Annotated in this window: 12 protein-coding genes, 1 tRNA gene, 1 other RNA gene and 2 CRISPR repeat arrays; of the genes, 1 reads left to right on the top strand and 13 read right to left on the bottom strand. The window is 39.0% G+C overall.

Annotation, left to right across the window (positions count from 1 at the left end):
• Positions 1–68: 68 nt before the first annotated feature.
• The 13 genes from CST_RS03515 to CST_RS03450 form a co-directional block, all read right to left on the bottom strand.
• Positions 69–2,450, bottom strand: a complete 2,382-nt coding sequence (locus CST_RS03515) for an ABC transporter substrate-binding protein (protein WP_015358453.1) — start codon at positions 2,448–2,450, stop codon at positions 69–71.
• 146 nt (positions 2,451–2,596) lie between these two features.
• A complete protein-coding gene (locus tag CST_RS03510) occupies positions 2,597–3,142 on the bottom strand; it encodes a hypothetical protein (protein WP_015358452.1) in 546 nt (181 codons plus the stop codon).
• A gap of 10 nt (positions 3,143–3,152) precedes the next feature.
• On the bottom strand, positions 3,153–4,400 hold the full coding sequence (locus CST_RS03505; RefSeq protein WP_015358451.1) for an endo-1,4-beta-xylanase: 1,248 nt from the start codon (positions 4,398–4,400) through the stop codon (positions 3,153–3,155).
• Positions 4,401–4,535: 135 nt separating this feature from the next.
• A complete protein-coding gene (msrA, locus tag CST_RS03500; RefSeq protein WP_015358450.1) occupies positions 4,536–5,057 on the bottom strand; it encodes a peptide-methionine (S)-S-oxide reductase MsrA in 522 nt (173 codons plus the stop codon).
• A gap of 421 nt (positions 5,058–5,478) precedes the next feature.
• Positions 5,479–5,897: direct repeats of the CRISPR family, unit length 30 nt; unit sequence GTTTCAATTCCTCATAGGTAAACTTCAAAC.
• A 620-nt stretch (positions 5,898–6,517) separates the two neighbouring features.
• Entirely contained in the window at positions 6,518–7,180 is a 663-nt protein-coding gene (locus tag CST_RS03490; RefSeq protein WP_015358448.1) for a peptidoglycan recognition protein family protein, read from the bottom strand.
• A gap of 6 nt (positions 7,181–7,186) precedes the next feature.
• Positions 7,187–7,417 carry a hypothetical protein gene (locus CST_RS03485; protein ID WP_015484909.1) on the bottom strand — a complete coding sequence of 77 codons (231 nt, stop codon included), beginning with the start codon at positions 7,415–7,417 and terminating at the stop codon, positions 7,187–7,189.
• A 518-nt stretch (positions 7,418–7,935) separates the two neighbouring features.
• The gene (locus tag CST_RS03480; protein ID WP_015358444.1) at positions 7,936–8,268 is read right to left on the bottom strand and encodes a hypothetical protein; all 333 of its coding nucleotides are present in this window, start codon (positions 8,266–8,268) and stop codon (positions 7,936–7,938) included.
• A 793-nt stretch (positions 8,269–9,061) separates the two neighbouring features.
• A CRISPR array of direct repeats spans positions 9,062–10,263; the repeat unit is 30 nt; unit sequence GTTTCAATTCCTTATAGGTAAACTTTAAAC.
• 878 nt (positions 10,264–11,141) lie between these two features.
• Positions 11,142–11,503: a transfer-messenger RNA gene (gene ssrA / locus CST_RS13210) on the bottom strand.
• A gap of 65 nt (positions 11,504–11,568) precedes the next feature.
• Positions 11,569–12,036 carry an SsrA-binding protein SmpB gene (smpB, locus tag CST_RS03470; protein WP_015358441.1) on the bottom strand — a complete coding sequence of 156 codons (468 nt, stop codon included), beginning with the start codon at positions 12,034–12,036 and terminating at the stop codon, positions 11,569–11,571.
• Between the two features lie 419 nt (positions 12,037–12,455).
• Positions 12,456–12,531, bottom strand: a tRNA-Lys gene (locus CST_RS03465).
• A gap of 163 nt (positions 12,532–12,694) precedes the next feature.
• Positions 12,695–13,873, bottom strand: coding sequence for an ROK family transcriptional regulator (locus CST_RS03460; RefSeq protein ID WP_015358440.1), 1,179 nt, complete (start codon positions 13,871–13,873; stop codon positions 12,695–12,697).
• A 184-nt stretch (positions 13,874–14,057) separates the two neighbouring features.
• On the bottom strand, positions 14,058–14,651 hold the full coding sequence (locus tag CST_RS03455; RefSeq protein WP_015358439.1) for a chromate transporter: 594 nt from the start codon (positions 14,649–14,651) through the stop codon (positions 14,058–14,060).
• Positions 14,638–15,234, bottom strand: coding sequence for a chromate transporter (locus tag CST_RS03450; RefSeq protein WP_034843310.1), 597 nt, complete (start codon positions 15,232–15,234; stop codon positions 14,638–14,640). Before CST_RS03450 ends, CST_RS03455 begins: the two co-directional genes overlap by 14 nt.
• A 412-nt stretch (positions 15,235–15,646) precedes the next feature.
• Here CST_RS03450 and CST_RS03445 point away from each other — a divergent pair, with 412 nt between their 5' ends.
• On the top strand, positions 15,647–16,228 hold the full coding sequence (locus CST_RS03445) for a DUF6648 family protein (protein WP_015358435.1): 582 nt from the start codon (positions 15,647–15,649) through the stop codon (positions 16,226–16,228).
• Positions 16,229–16,402 lie beyond the last annotated feature (174 nt).

The raw sequence follows: 16,402 nt of genomic DNA, 5'->3' as shown, positions 1-16,402 counted from the left end.
CAAACGGGCTTAATAAGTTTAGAGCCCGCAGTTGCGGGCTCCGGATAACAACTCATTAGCCTTAGCCTTTATCTCATTTCCATTTTTTCAATTTCTCTAAACCACTCATAATAGGTTGAAATATCAGGTGTAATTGTATCTGTGTTGATTCTCTGGGTACTGAAGATAACCAAGTTCTGTCTCTGATATGTCGGTATTACTACGCCCCAGTCAAGTATAATATCCAAAGCTCTCTTATACAACGCTTTTCTGTAAGCCTGATCCGGGCTTCTTCTTGCTTCCATTATAATCTGGTCAAGTTCCGGATCGTTTATGTTATAACTGTTACTGTCAGTACCGCCTCTTCCGATGCGGTTGGAGCTGTGGTAAACCTGATACATGTCGGGATCTATTGTAGCACCCCATGTAGCAGCCCACATTTCGTGGGTGTTTGCGTTAATTGAATCCCACAGTTCATTAGCGTCTGTCAGGTCATTTATTTCAAGGGTTATACCAATCTTTTCAAGTGCGGCCTGTGTATCTTTCAGTATTGAAAATGCCGGGTGATCACCTACACCATCAGCAGGAATCATCACTTCATACTTCATCTTCGCGCCTTCAGGAGCAGCTACGAATTTACCGGTTGATTCATCGAACGTATACCCTGCCGCCTTGAAATAACCTATTGCTGCCTGCAGCGCGGCTTCATACTTATCCTCGGCGACCATATCAGCAGTATAAATAGGATTGCCGTTTACATCCTTGGAATATGCTACCTCATACCCTTCATCTGTTTTCTGAGGAGCAGCCCATGATGTACTTGAAATCGGATAGTTGATTACCGTTGCTGCATCAGCATAGTAACTGTCAATGGCGACATCGCGGTAAACAGCAAACAGTGTTGCAAAAGCCTTTCTCAGGTTCTTGCTGGCTTCTGAACCCGGATCGCCGCCAACATTAACGTTATCGGCATTAATACCGATATAACCGTAACCAAGGTTGTCAACCAGGCTGGATGTGATCACGTCACCGGTAAGCTGACCGTTGGAGTTAATCTTCTTAATTTCATTCATCTTTGCAACTGAACCTGACGGATTAGCCAGATCTATAACACCGGTGGCCACACCGTTGATCATTTCACCATCAGTTGTTTCTTTCAGCTGCAGGTACTTGATCTTAGGCGCACCCTTGTAGTAATTTTCATTAGCTTCAAGGTAAACAACCTTGTTTTCATATTTTATGAACTTATAAGGTCCGGCTCCCATCGGCTGTGTGGTCTTGGACTCAATTATTGAAAGATCGCCTTTCGGGAAACCGAATTTGTGATTCTCGTAATCGTACATGGATTCATCGCCGTAGTAATGCAGAGGAGCGACCCAAATACCGCAGATAGTGTATACTGCAGGAGCTTCAAAACCACGGCATTTTACTTCAACTTCTGTCTGGCTCAGCTTTTTGATACCTTCAATATAGTCAACTTCTGTACCACCTGATACAGCAAGTTTCTTGTTGAGTAATACATCTTTTACCTTGCTTTCAATATCAGCCTGGAAATATGTTTCGCTTCCACCGTAGTTGTTGCCAAGAGCTTTCCAGTCATCGCCGTACTGTGCGATAATGTCGGCAAGAACCTGCGATTCATCTGCGACTGCGGACGAATCATAGTTTTCATCTATGCTATAGAAATATGCAAACAAATCCTTTGCGTTCGGATACTTTTCAGTATATTCAGCATAGCTCGGATTTCCGTACAATGATTTTACCCATTCAAGTTCCGATGTAAGAGTGTCGGCGACAAACTGTTTAATGGCTTCAGTGGTTTCAGCACTGGGATTTGCCAGTTCTGCCTTCACTTCATCGGCTGTTACATCAATCTGTTCTGCCATTGAGTTATTTAATCTGTAGTTTTTCATTCCTATAATATCATATGAATACAAAGTGGTGTAACCTGTATAAGTCGGATCCGCAAGTACATAATATGTGAATATGATATCGTCGGCATCCATTACATGCCCGTCACTGAATTTTACGTCATCTCTGATTTTAATATAGTAAGTGGTTATATCCTCTTTTTCATCATATGTAACCTTAATATCCGCGATACCATTGTAAAAATGCTCGTTTCCGTTATATGTCCTTGTTTCCCCTTCAATTGCATTGTACACAATACCGCCCGATCTGTCGGTGGTAAGCAGCTCTACATGAGTCAAACTCACAACATCCTGGTCATAACCAGTCTGGGCAAAAAATGGGCTGAATTTTTGACTGAAAGGTTGATACCCAACAACCAGCGGTTTCTCGCTCTGTCCGGTTGTTGTGTCTGTAGATGTGGCAGGCGCTTGTGTCGGAGTAGCATCTACAAGATCATTTTTCCCTGTCTCATTTGACCTGGGAACAAATATTGCTATCAGAACAACTGCTACTACTACCACAGCGGCTGCAATAATTGCTACCAGCTTTTTGTTCTTCATATCCTTCCCTCCTAAATTTTCAAACCGGAATATTACTGAAAATTCAATTTGTAAATTCCTTGTTTCTTAATTTATCAAAATCCCTGTATTGTGTCAATGCTAATTTAGCATGCTAAAGTATTTAATTTTTGCCTAAAATCCTTTAATTATCCGTCTCTGGTGATTATCTTAAATTTTATTCTGTTGTGAATCCGTAAAATTATAATTGCAAGAATGGCCATTGCAAAATTGCAAATTAAGAAAGTCAGTTCAAGTTCAATTTTATTTCCGTATTTCCCAAAAATATAAATAATATCACCTATGCTGCCTGCAATGGACAGTATCAATATCCAGGTGCCTGAAGCTTTAATCCTGACATATGATTTTTCATACTGTACCACCGTCAGTATATCTTTAGGGTAAAGCGACACGGAAGACATTACAGTATAAGCTATCGGCAGGAACTGCAATACATACGGCAGCACAACGTAAAAAACCCGTGAACCGTCATTGTTCAAAAGCCCCATATAAAAAAACAGCACGGCCATAATCGCAGATATCAGAATAAGGCACATTTTATATTTTTTCGCCTGTTCCTGAGGTATATCGCTTTTATAGTAATCTCCAGTATATATTATTCTTTTTTTGGTCCCTTTTCCGGACTCGACAGTCTCAACCCTGAACAAGTCCCTGTATTTTTTCTCCGTTCTCATCAGTACGCACCTAACTGTTTAAAATTATTTTTTCCTCACTGTCATCGCGGGATAACTGGAAACCACCGATTAATGCGTCTTTCGCATATATCTCATACTCCCCGAGGAAACCTGAAACAATAAGTGAGCCGTTTTCATCAGTGACATAAGTCTTTTCATGTGTCCACCATTCTTCATTAATCAACCTGCTGAGTTCTTCATAGGACGGCTTGGTCGTACCGTCTTTCCGCAATAAGCCGGCAGGCGCACCGAGCCATCCGCCGTCGACAAAATTCCAATATGTTATGGATTCAACCGCCGGATGTGTGAATAAAGTCTTATAATGAAGCACAATTTCCCTTGCCTGTCTTTCCTCGCCCTCCGGAGTTGTAGGCCATGAATCCACGACATAGTCGTTAAGATCAACTATTTCCGGCGGCATCAGATGCCCAGATACTAACGTGTTTTCGGTAAAATGAATGGGTAGCTTAAAACGCGAAAAACGCTCGAGTATCTCAAGGGTTTTTTCAACTCCCCAGTATCCCTGATGCATATGCGACTGTATTCCTATTGCATCAATGGGAATACCGGCTTCAAGACAGCCTTCGATTAAAATCTCATAGGATTCGGAGGTTTCAAAATCATTTATCAGCAGAACAGCATCCGGATTCGCCTTTTTTGCTGCGCGGAAGACTTCTCGTACAAGCCGTATTCTTCCCAGTTCCCTGCATATTCTCGTTATTCCGTTGTCATATTTGTTGAAAACGGGCATTATAACAACTTCGTTTATGACGTCCCAAATATCAATTACCCCTGCGAAATTTGCCACATCCCTGCGTATGCGGTTAAGCTGCATCTGAAGAATTTCAGCGTTTGTATAATCAAGAAGCCATGGGGCAGTTAATGTGTGCCAGCACAGCGGATGCCCTTTCAGCGTGCAACCTTTTGAAACCAGCCATTCCGCGGCTTTTTTCAGGCTTTGTGTGTCAGGTTTTCCCGGAACGGGTTCAAATCTGGCCCAGTAAAAAGGAAGTGTGCAATAGTTAAAAATTTTAAAAAACTTGTTAAATATCTCTTCGGCCAATTCTTTTTTCTCGCCTTCCAGCTCGCCGTTCGCAAGCGGAACGGATTCAAAAGCCCCGCAGCCAAACAGGAACCGATGCTTTGTCTGTTTTACTGTAACCTCGGTATTGGCAAGCGGCTTTCGGTCTTTCGTCAAAAGTGTTATTTTTTTCTCTCCCATCCGATGTCTGTACGGGCCGCCTGTTTTATTTTCCATTATAACTATACCCCCTTCCACTTCTCGCATTTTCTTGGCAATTTCAATGGGAATTTCTCACGGAAACTTATAATATTTTTATGAATAAAAACCGAATGTCATTTAATAATCTGTTATTTCCCGGAACAGAAAAAATTACTCCTTTAAACCTGAAGGAACGGCATTTGCAGCCTTTTTAAAAAGCTCGGGACTGATATGACAGTATCCTCCGGGATTTTTATCCAGATATTTCTGATGATACTCCTCCGCAGGACTGTAATTTCTCAGGGGTTCAACTTCAATTACCACCGGTTTGTCATATTTTTTCTGAAGCTCCACTATGGCTTCCCTGATAACGGGAAGATCCCTTTCGTTGATGTAATAAATTCCCGTCCTGTACTGGGTACCCACATCCGCTCCCTGCCTGTTAAGCGAAGTGGGATCAATGGCTTCAAAATAAAGTTTCAGCAACTCTTTAAGTGATATTACCTCCGGATTGTATACCACTTTTACCGTTTCGGCATGACCGGTATTATTATGGCAGACTTCCTCATAAGTGGGAAACAGGGTTTTTCCGTTCGCGTATCCCACCTGCGTCGCTTCAACACCCTTAATCAGTGAGAGGTATTTCTCCATTCCCCAAAAACATCCGCCTGCTAAATATATTTCAGATGCCATTTTATCACCCTTTTTAACTTTTAAATATACATAATTACATTATATATCATATATTCAATTCAATATACAAATTCTTTTAAGTTTTAAAAATCTTTCTGTTCTTTAAAAAAACAGTATTATTCATTGCCAAACCGCCATTTGTCTTTCATCGCTTGTTCAAGCTCTTTCTGCGAAATAATTCAATATAACAAAAAATTCCTGTTCCAAAAAAATACATCAGCATTTAACTAAATTATAAAAAAAGAGCTGAAACCGGCCATAGAACCCTACACATGTTTCTCACTGCATTGTACTTTTTTTCATTTATCCTGAAAAGTGCTGAAGCTCTCCATTGGCTCAATGCTTTGGAGGTAGTAAAAAGAACCCTTTATAGGTAAACTTCAAACGCGATGTGGTTGTGTGGAGGGGGTTATACCAACACGTTTCAATTCCTCATAGGTAAACTTCAAACGGGCGACCGAAGCAACCTATCTACGTCAAAAAACGGTTTCAATTCCTCATAGGTAAACTTCAAACTTTTGACACATGGGAAACATATTTAGTGCCGGCTTCGTTTCAATTCCTCATAGGTAAACTTCAAACTCGTTTTGCCTAAGTTGCGTTTTCTGCTTTCACTAGTTTCAATTCCTCATAGGTAAACTTCAAACTTTGTGTTTGATTTAATAACGTTAATGTTTCCCCGGTTTCAATTCCTCATAGGTAAACTTCAAACAATATCAATTTTTGCGATTGGATTTAGAATATTTGGTTTCAATTCCTCATAGGTAAACTTCAAACCGATGGAGTACTTCAGGGGTAGCTTGTTTTATCGTTTCAATTCCTCATAGGTAAACTTCAAACCCGTAAAAACCGGATAAAAAGCCACTTTTATAAAATCATAACTTTCAAGTTTTTAAGCATTAAAATCCTCAAATAGCTAATATTGCTCAGTTTTAAGATCTGTCGATCCCCGGGGTTTTTTAAGTTACCGGACATCGACAGAATTATTTACTGATAAATATTACCATATATTTTACCAATTTGCAAATTAAATAAAAAACCCCCGGCCGAAGCCGGGGTAAGCAGGTAACAGATAATGTTTATGCATTTGCGCTGTCAGTACTCTTCGCTCTTGCAATGTTGGCGGCTGCTTCACCAAAAATATAGCCGAGCGTCATTGTTACAATTTTCCAGTACAAATCATTGTCAATATTTCAGCCTAATCCCTCAGAAAGGATAATAAAGACAACCGTTGCAATGGTTATCCAGAACTTTCTGCTTGTAAGTTTTTGCTTGAGATTACTCATCCCTTTCAACTCCTCTTTCACTCCCATTTTTCTTTTTTCAATCCAAGGACCATTCAGCTGTCGTGAAGATGAACCATGCGCCTATCATCAAAGCCATTGGATCCGTTTGGTCCGGTGGCAATAAACAGTCCTGCTGCTGTAAAGACAGCATTAAGCAATATAACCAATATCACATTATTTGGAATCCTTCTTATAATACCGGTAAAGCATGGTTATGACTTCTTCACGTGTGGCAACTCTCTGCGGATCCGTTCCGTCTGTAATACCTTCCTTTTTAGCCCATTCCCAGGCCTCCTTCGCCCAGTCGGAAGGCTGATTTTTATCCTGTGTCATGTTATCACCTCCGAAAAGTTCCTTTTGAACAGCTTCCTTAAACTGTTCCCACCCTGTCCACTTGCCGTTATCGTAGAAAATCCGAGGGCATATTTTACCGCTCCAGTCATAATGCCGGCGCAGCCTATCCACTCCCCATCCGCGTTCTTTCAGAAGCTTTGCAACCAGTTCCGCAGCATTCTTCAAAGTCTTTTGCCTGTCTCCGCTTTCGCATATTTCAATACCAATGCTTTTTCTGTTTCCCGTCCCGTTCCCCCCGTCCCCGGCATGCCATGCGACCTCGTTTAAAGGTATGGCTTCAATTGCCTCTTTTTCGTCCACTACAATATGCCAGCTGGCCGTGACATTGTTATTCGGGTTAGTTAACCATGCGCGTTCGTTCCTTGCCGTACTGGTCGGATTGCCGGTAGAATGTATTGTGATATATTCCGGCGTCATGGAATACCCGGGACGGCGGTTGTAAGGCGTAGTTTTGGGTATGTGGTCAGTTACATAACTTAACATGTACCATCATCTCCTTGCTCTATCCAATAATTCGTCAATTTGGACTTCCTGGCGTGTAAGCGACAGCTGAATAGCCTGAAGTACCGAAATCACCTTTTCCACAACTTTTGTATTATCCTCAATTACTTCCGTAAGTTCCGTATCTTTCCGTTTGTCTAAAAACTTTGTTATTACATATATAAGCCCAGCGATGGCGAAAAATCCTATGCCGTATTGCGCCATCTCCGCACCTGGCATATAAACACCTGCTTTCCCGCTCTTGCAATGAATTTTCCGTTATTTGCCCGAGCACCCTACCCAAAATTTTGTTAACCGGTCAACTGATTACTATTTTTTTACATTTCCACCTCACCAGTTTTCCCAAAAAATAGCCGCATTACTTATGCATCCGTCCTGCCAGAAGTCTTCCGTCTTACGTGAAATCTTCAGCCACAGCCCATATCCATTCCTCCTTTCTTTTTGCTTTTTTAAACCGGTTGTCTCCGGTAATGCCGTCCCTTTTCATGTTCACGGTACCGAAAAACGGCATAAAATCATAACAAACAGTCAGGTATCAGTCAGGAAATGTTTGACTGGGTATAAATAAAGGCACTTACGAAAGTAAGTGCCTGACCATTCCCATGGTATTTTTTATATTTCACATTTTTAGGTAGCATACAATTATTAAAAGCTTTTGTTTTCTGCGCAAAACTCATTTGCCGCCAAAATTCTGCAATGCCAACAAAAAAGAGCCTTGTTCAAGGCTCTTGATTTTTTTATTTGTAAAACTGACCTTCTATTTTTTTCTTGAACAGTTGATAGCCGCGATATCTGATCTTTAAGACTTCTATTTCCTTTTCCAGTTCCTCAATCCGCCTGCCAAGCTCATCAAGATTCTCTGATTCCTGAGTGTTTTCAGTCTGTGCGGCATCCTTGTCAAATTCCTTTAGAAACTCCTCAAATTCTTTATCCAAAACAATGTTATAATATTTCTTTTTTAACTCCGATAATATATTTTCTTTTTCTCTGATTTCATTAGCCATTTTTTCGTCATTCTCTTTTAATATTTGCCTAATCATATAATTGTCATAATCCCTTAGTAAATCCATAGTATCCCCCTTTGGCACATATTATTAATGTTTTATTTCTACAATTAGTGTTTTATTTCTACAAAAAAAGATAAAATCATCTTTTATTCTTTAATTTTTTTATTTTTCAGATGTCTCCAAACTCATACTGTAAAATGTTTTCATGTCACATAAATCCCGTCTCTTAAAATTAAAAATCAAATATACCGTTTGCATACAGCCGTTACCGTATGCTCGATGATTTTCAGCCATTTCTCCTTTGCATGAATTCAACTCAACGTGACTTCAAACTCTCGTTCTTTTTACCGTCTTTACCTTTTGCCATGAACCTGACAGTCTGCGGAGCTCTCCACTTCGTTAAAGTGCAGCTTATCATGTCTACGGGTTGCATGAGAGCTTTCATAGAATTCACCCATAGATATTATAACAAACATCCGTTCGGTTATAGACGAGAAAAATCCTTATAGGTAGACAAAAGCGCCACAACAGGTGGAAACATACGGCTTGACGGGTTTTAATTCCTCACAGGAAGGCTTTAATCGAAGAGTGTGGTAACAACAAGGGCTATACATATTCGTTTCAATTCCTTATAGGTAAACTTAAAATGATAATAAGGGCGTCAAAAAGTTAAAAGAGCTATAGTTTCAATTCCTCATAGGTATACTCCAAATCCGTAAAATCCTCATAAAGTCAATTTAACACTCATTAGACATCGACAGACAAAACGTTTATTTAAATTATACCATTAGTTTTATCCTTTTCAATATAAATTGTATGAAATACCTTCGATGTGAAGGTTTCCCACAATGAAAATAGTTTCAATTCCTTATAGGTAAACTTTAAACTAACAATAGACGGTGCATTAAACGCTTTTAATAAGTTTCAATTCCTTATAGGTAAACTTTAAACGTGGAAACGAAGTATTCGTTTTCCACAACGATCATGTTTCAATTCCTTATAGGTAAACTTTAAACTTGCGACGGCTATTTTTATTATCCTTTCAGAAGGGTTTCAATTCCTTATAGGTAAACTTTAAACTCTTGTGAATTTGGGCCTATATCCAATGTCGAGGGTTTCAATTCCTTATAGGTAAACTTTAAACCATCACGCACCGCTTTGCTGTGGTCCTGGTGTTCGGTTTCAATTCCTTATAGGTAAACTTTAAACGTAGAGGGATATATGTAATGTTTGACGCTAAAGGTTTCAATTCCTTATAGGTAAACTTTAAACTTACGGTACCTGTTCCACTGTATGAGCAACATGTAAGTTTCAATTCCTTATAGGTAAACTTTAAACGCCTTTCAGGAGGCGCCTCTAAATAATTATTTATGGTTTCAATTCCTTATAGGTAAACTTTAAACGAGAGGCCGGATGTTACCAGCATACGGACTACTGCGTTTCAATTCCTTATAGGTAAACTTTAAACCTGCGCTCTTCTTCCATGAGTTCGCTGATGCGCTCAGTTTCAATTCCTTATAGGTAAACTTTAAACTCACATCGGAGGTTAAACTTGCTGAGCGTTGGGGAGTTTCAATTCCTTATAGGTAAACTTTAAACAGGTTAAAACCATGAAGAATGAAAAATTAATTAACGGTTTCAATTCCTTATAGGTAAACTTTAAACAAATGATAAAACATTACTTAATATATTAAAAAACACGTTTCAATTCCTTATAGGTAAACTTTAAACGATTATTACCCTTTAGGTAGAATTGACATTATCGATGTTTCAATTCCTTATAGGTAAACTTTAAACACAAGGGATATAGTAAAAAGTGATATAGATTTTTGAGTTTCAATTCCTTATAGGTAAACTTTAAACTAAAAGGTATCATAGAATCTAAAAAGAAACCTAACGTTTCAATTCCTTATAGGTAAACTTTAAACCGAGCATTTTATGCTCGTGGGGTGCATCACCGAAATGTTTCAATTCCTTATAGGTAAACTTTAAACGAGGAACACACTTGTATAGTAAAGGCGATGGTGAGTTTCAATTCCTTATAGGTAAACTTTAAACCCGTAAAACCCTCGTAAAAAGCCGCTTTTATAAAATCATAACTTTCATGTTTTTAAGTATTAAAATCCGCAAATAGCTGATATTGCTCGATTTTTACATCTGTCGATCCCCGGGGGTTTTTAAGCTACCGGAGATCGACAGAATTATTTATTGATAAATATTACCATATATTTTACCAATTTGCAAATTAAATTAATAACCCAGAACGAAGCCGGGGTAGCGCTACAGGAAGGATTTAATTTTAGAGCTGTCAGTTACTTTTTTCCCTTGCCGTTCCTGTCATAATGCCGGCTTTGTGGGTTTATACTGGCGCGAGGAAACTGCAGCTTGTCCACTGGTAGAAATAAAACTTTTACGTGACGTATGAATGCTCTAATAGAAAAAGAACAAAAGAATGCGTCATGAAGATTATCAATAAAGATATATAGAGAACCTCGTTATTGAACATCCTGAGAAGAACGTATTTTCACCTGAAGCTATAGAAAGGATTATTGCAAAAATATCTGAATATGCTGCTTCACAGGTCGAAGAAATAAATCGTGATATAAAAACATATTTACTGACCAACTCGCTGGTATTCAGACTGAAATAAACAACATAGTAAATGTCATAGCAGCAGGGATGTTCCATCCGTCTATAAAGGAAAAAATGGATGAACTTGAAACAAAGGAAGCAAACCTTTTGCTTAAATTAGAAGAAGCCAAATTGCAAGCCAAAACACATGCGCCTACCGAAGATATGATAAGGAAATACCTTCAGAAAGATGCTGATATAAGAAACAAAAGCCCGGAAGAGCAGAAACGCATCATCCGGGATTACGTTAATAAAATAATTGTGTATGAAGATAAAATCGAAATAGATAAAATTGTGACTTTTGATGGTGGAGGCGACGAGAATCGAACTCGTGTCCGGAACCATATCCACAAGAGCTTCTCCGGGTGCAGTCTCTGTTTTGACATTCCCTTCTTATAACGCCCAGAGACAGGCTTTATAAGTCGGTAGCTTCATTAAATCCCACCGGACCTGAAGCCTGATCCGGCTGGTTCCCTGCCTTGATGACGCCGGTATCCCGAGGCGCAGGAACCCCGGGGCCGACGGGCTGCGTGTTACTTACGCAGCAGCTAAAGCGTAGTTATCGTTGTTTGCGTTTATTTTTAGCTCTCGTTTTTTAAAGAGGCCAACGAGAATCCTCTACCCGCTACTCTTGCTTCAATAATCCCGTCGAAACCAATACGCCCCCATATTATTCACTATCACTATATATTATACCATACTTCCAAATTAAGTACCATATAATAAACCGATTTATTGCCTGTTGTACTCTTTCATTTTTTTATCTATCGCACGCTTTGCATCACGTTCAGCCATGGCCCTTCGTTTGTCGTACAGTTTTTTACCCCTTGCTACAGCCAGTTCAACCTTTGCCCAGTTATTTTTAAAATATAATTTTGTCGGTATCAGTGTTAACCCTTTTTGCTGTGTGTAACCTATCAGCTTGTTAATCTCCCTTTTATGGAGCAAAAGTTTTCTGTCCCGTAAGGGATCCTGATTAAAAATATTCCCTTGCTCATACGGACTGATATGCATTCCTCTTACAAAAACTTCGGAATTTTTAATATAAGCATAACTGTCCTTCAGGTTAACTTTTCCCTGCCGTACCGACTTTACCTCTGTTCCTGAAAGTACAATTCCGGCCTCGAAAGTTTCCTCGATAAAATAATCGTGCTTCGCCTTTTTATTCTGCGCTACTATCCTGATTGAATCTTTATCCATTTTCTCGTTACCAGTCCTTTAGCTCTCTGTTATGGAGATTGATAACTTAAAGGGTGGATATAAATTATATACTTTTTTTAATAATAAATCAACACTTTTACTTAATTTATCAGGGGTATTTGCTTGCGATCCTGAACTGATGCAGAGTTATGTCCTAATACCTGAGCAGAAGCCTTACTACGGTCGTATAAGCACCTAAAGCATAAGGTTATTCATTTGTGAATAGCCATCTTCCCACGCCACCGTATGTACCGTTCGGTATACTGCGGACCACTTAGTACGGTAGCGCTATATTGTGATTCCATACTTCCTGTCTAAACACATCAGCTCAGAATGGATTCCCCGCTCTATTATCGGTCCATTTTCAGAATAATGAATTAAAATGAAAAACCCCTGGATTTGGTTATCCAAGGGCTTCTTGGTGCACCATCGGGGACTCGAACCCAGGACACCCTGATTAAGAGTCAGGTGCTCTACCAGCTGAGCTAATGGTGCATATTTTCTTCAATCGGCCTGACAGGATATAATTATACAGATAAAACAGCGATATGTCAACATCTATAAACATCTTTTTATCAATAAATATTTGCAAAAATTTGTATGTTAAAATTGGTTTACCCTTATACAGGTACTTGATTTTTATAGAAATATCCTTCTGCTATTCGATATAATCCTCAAGAACAAGGCTTCCCGCGCCGATAATTACGGCGTTTTCGCCCAGCTCGCCGTTGCTGAAAACAGTTGAAGGACAGTGTTTTGAAACCTCACTTTCCACGTACGTTTTGAGCTGTGGGCATTTTCTGAAGACAGTTCCGCCAAGGACAATTATTTCGGGATTCAGAATACAGATTAGATTACCAAGCCCCACAGCCAAGTTTCCGGCTGCTTTACGCAATATGTCATTTGCAAGCACATCACCCGATTTTGCGGCCTCACAGAAATGATCAAAGGAAATAGAGCTTAAATCATAGTCAACTTTCTCAAGTATTATTGATGATTTCCCTTTTTTAATTTCGTCTATAAATTCCTCCAATAAGACATTCAAGGAGAAATATTCCTCAAGGCATCCTTTTTTACCGCAAATACAGTCTTTACCGTTTTTATCAATTACAGTATGCCCAAAGTAAGTCTGCCGTTCCAGCAGTTTCCCGTTGACTATAATCCCCAACCTTAAACCTACGCCTGCAATCAGATAAGCTATGTTGTGGTGATGCCGCCCGCACCCTTTGCGGAATTCTGCAAGAACGGCCGCATTTGCGCCGTCATCGATGTAAACGGGAAAACCCGTTTTCTCCTGGAGTATTTTTTTTATTGATACGTTCTTCCAGCCTGAAGCAGAAAAATGCTCAGGGTTAAGAATCACTCCATTTTCCTTGTCAACCGGCCCTACAACCCCAAGCCCTATCCCCAGTATTTTGCCTTTGTCAAGCGGGGATATGAATTCGTTAATTATTTCAATTATTCTGCCGATTGTTTCATCAGGCGTATTGCTGGAATACATCCCAAAAGTACGTGAATTCAAAATGTTCAATTCCAAATCCAGAAGCGCAACCTGTGTGTAAGTTCGTGTAATATCAACAGCTATAATATAGCCTGCATCGGGGCAAATTCTGTATATACGGGGTTTTCTGCCCAGTTCCGATTCCCCCGTCTCCGACGCGTAAATCAACCCGTTACTTTCAAGGCTATTCATGGCCCTGACAAGCGTTGACATCGGAAAACCCGTGTGCCGCTCAATTTCACTTCTTGTTACGGCTCCATACCGGTAAATATACTGATATATCTGTTTGCAGTTCTTACTCAGTTTGCCCAACGGACTTTTAAACTCTTTAACCATAATTTCCTCCGGCAATATTGAGTTCCCGGTGTAGTAAAAAGCTTTCTGTCACTAAAGGAATTATAGCATTCCAAACAAAAAAGGTTAATATTTAAGGCACTACAAAGAAACTGTAAAAGCCCGATTTCGTTAATACATTAAACTTAGCACCTCGCTGTTTTGGGGTCCCTTTATCCATTGCCGGTTATAACGAAGGAATAAATATGTATACGATTATACCTGCCATTCCCGCTCCCAGAATTGTCAAAACAGGATGCACCTTATATTTAACAAGTATCAGCAATACAACAACCAATATGCCAACACTCCGAAAATCAATTACGCTTGTCGCTATTGAAAACGAATAATTAAAAACCTCCGTTACCAAATCACTTTTGAAAATACTTGTTTTGGCCACAGATATGCCTGCAGACCAAATCAGTCCCGCAATTACAGGTCTAATTCCATAAAAAATCATAGTATTGACCGGTTTTTCGTAATATTTGAAAAAAAAGCGCGAGACTATCATAATCAAAATCAGCGAGGGCAAAGAAACTCCTACGGTAGAAGAAAAACTCCCGGGAATACCTGCCACTTTATAGCCTATGTAAGTCGCCGAATTTACCGATATTGGCCCAGGTGTAATTTCAGAAATTGAGATAATATCAACAAAATCGGAAGGGCTCATCCATCCGTTGGACTCGGTTTCCTTCTGAATCATCGGAATCATCGCATAGCCTCCGCCGAAGCTAAACAGTCCGATTTTCATAAAAACAAGAAAAAGTTTAATATAAATCATTGCCACCATCCTTTTTATCAGTTATCTCTTTTACTTTTGACGGCCATAACTTATATACCGCAAATCCGAAAATTCCTCCCGTTGAAATGGCAATAATCGGATGTATTTTAAAAAAAGAAACCAAAATTACCGTAATTATCGTTACTGCTGTTCCAATTTTGTCCCGAATTGCGGATTTTCCAACGTTAATTGCCGCAATAATGATCAATGCAACCACTGCAGGCCGGACCCCGGCGAAAAAAGCCTTTACAAACGGGTTATTACCAAACCGGCTGAAAAACATGGCTATTGCAAGAATAACCAAAAAGGAAGGAAGTATAACCCCTGCAGCGGCTGTAATTGCGCCAATTTTGCCCATTATTCTGTATCCTATAAATGTCGATAAATTAATTGCAACTGCGCCCGGAACAGATTGAGAAACTGCAATTATATCAGTTATCTCCTCCTGTTTCACCCATTTTTTCTTTTCCGCCGTTTCCCTTTCAATAAGCGGTATCATAGCATACCCGCCTCCAAAGGTAAACAAACCTATTTTAAAAAAAGTAAAAAAAATTTCCTTTAATTTTTTTAACTTTTTCCGCATATTTATCCACCCTGCAACCATATACATGCAAATTTATCTGACATTTTTGCCGAAATGGTTTAAATATTTTGTTTGGTTCCAAATTTCCGAGTAAATCATAACATATTATTTTCATTATGGCAATAATTAATGGTATAATTTTTCAATTTATTAATTTAAATAAATAAAAGGGCTGATTCCCTTAAAACTCGCCTAAATCCAATTAAAAAACATAATGTTTATTAAAGTCCCAGAACGCAAAAAATACCACATTGGATAAAATGTAATAAATAATGCCACCGCTGAATTTTTTGATATACAAAGAACAGGTTAAAGGATTTTACCGGAATATTTTTACGGCGAATGCATTCCACTATTCTTGATTTACTTTTTATCACCTTTCCGTTAAGATAAATATACAGGCGGTGATAAAATGGACAATAAATTCAACAGTTTTCTTAAGCATCGGCAAAGCCTGCTGTTACAATATAAAATGGGAGATTTGACAAAAAACGAGTTTATAGAGGCTAATTATGCCACCATTGAGCGGCTGGGAATAGAGCCCTTTAAGAGGGTAGATAACGTTAAAAAAGCCATTTACAATTACCATTATTTTAATGTGCTGGCTAAATTTTATTACAGCATGGCCAGGGATTTTCCCGACGGCAGCAAGGAAAAAGCAAGTTTAATAGCTCAGTCAAACAGTTATTACAGGGAAAAAGACAAAGTCACGATGACATTGTTGAAGCTTCTGGATTTTCGCAATGTCGAAGCTTATTTTGTCAAGGTAAAATCGAAAAAGCTCCAAAACAAATTATTTGAAATAGTCATAAAGGATCCTGACGTACTGTTTGAAATTAATGCTTTATCAACTCCCTACGGCGGAATGGAGTCTGATTATATCATACTGCATTCCACAAACCCTTTCATTCTGAAACGTCTCAAAGAAGAGGGAGTTTTTGCGGATGAAAAGAGAAAATCTCTGGCAGACAATTATATAAATCAGAAATATTAATTTTTTAAGTTTTTAAATTTACTTTCCGAACTTTTCCCCTGCATTAATGACACGTACAGAATGCGGGGGAATTTTTTAATTTTTGCTCAACTTATTGACTTATCCGTTTTTTTCAGCCCCCTTTTTAAACTTATCTCTTAATAAATATGGCAAGATATTTTTTCCATTAGCATA

Source organism: Thermoclostridium stercorarium subsp. stercorarium DSM 8532 (assembly GCF_000331995.1).
Classification (GTDB): Bacteria; Bacillota; Clostridia; order DSM-8532; family DSM-8532; genus Thermoclostridium; species Thermoclostridium stercorarium.
This window is presented reverse-complemented; position numbering and strand designations above follow the sequence as displayed.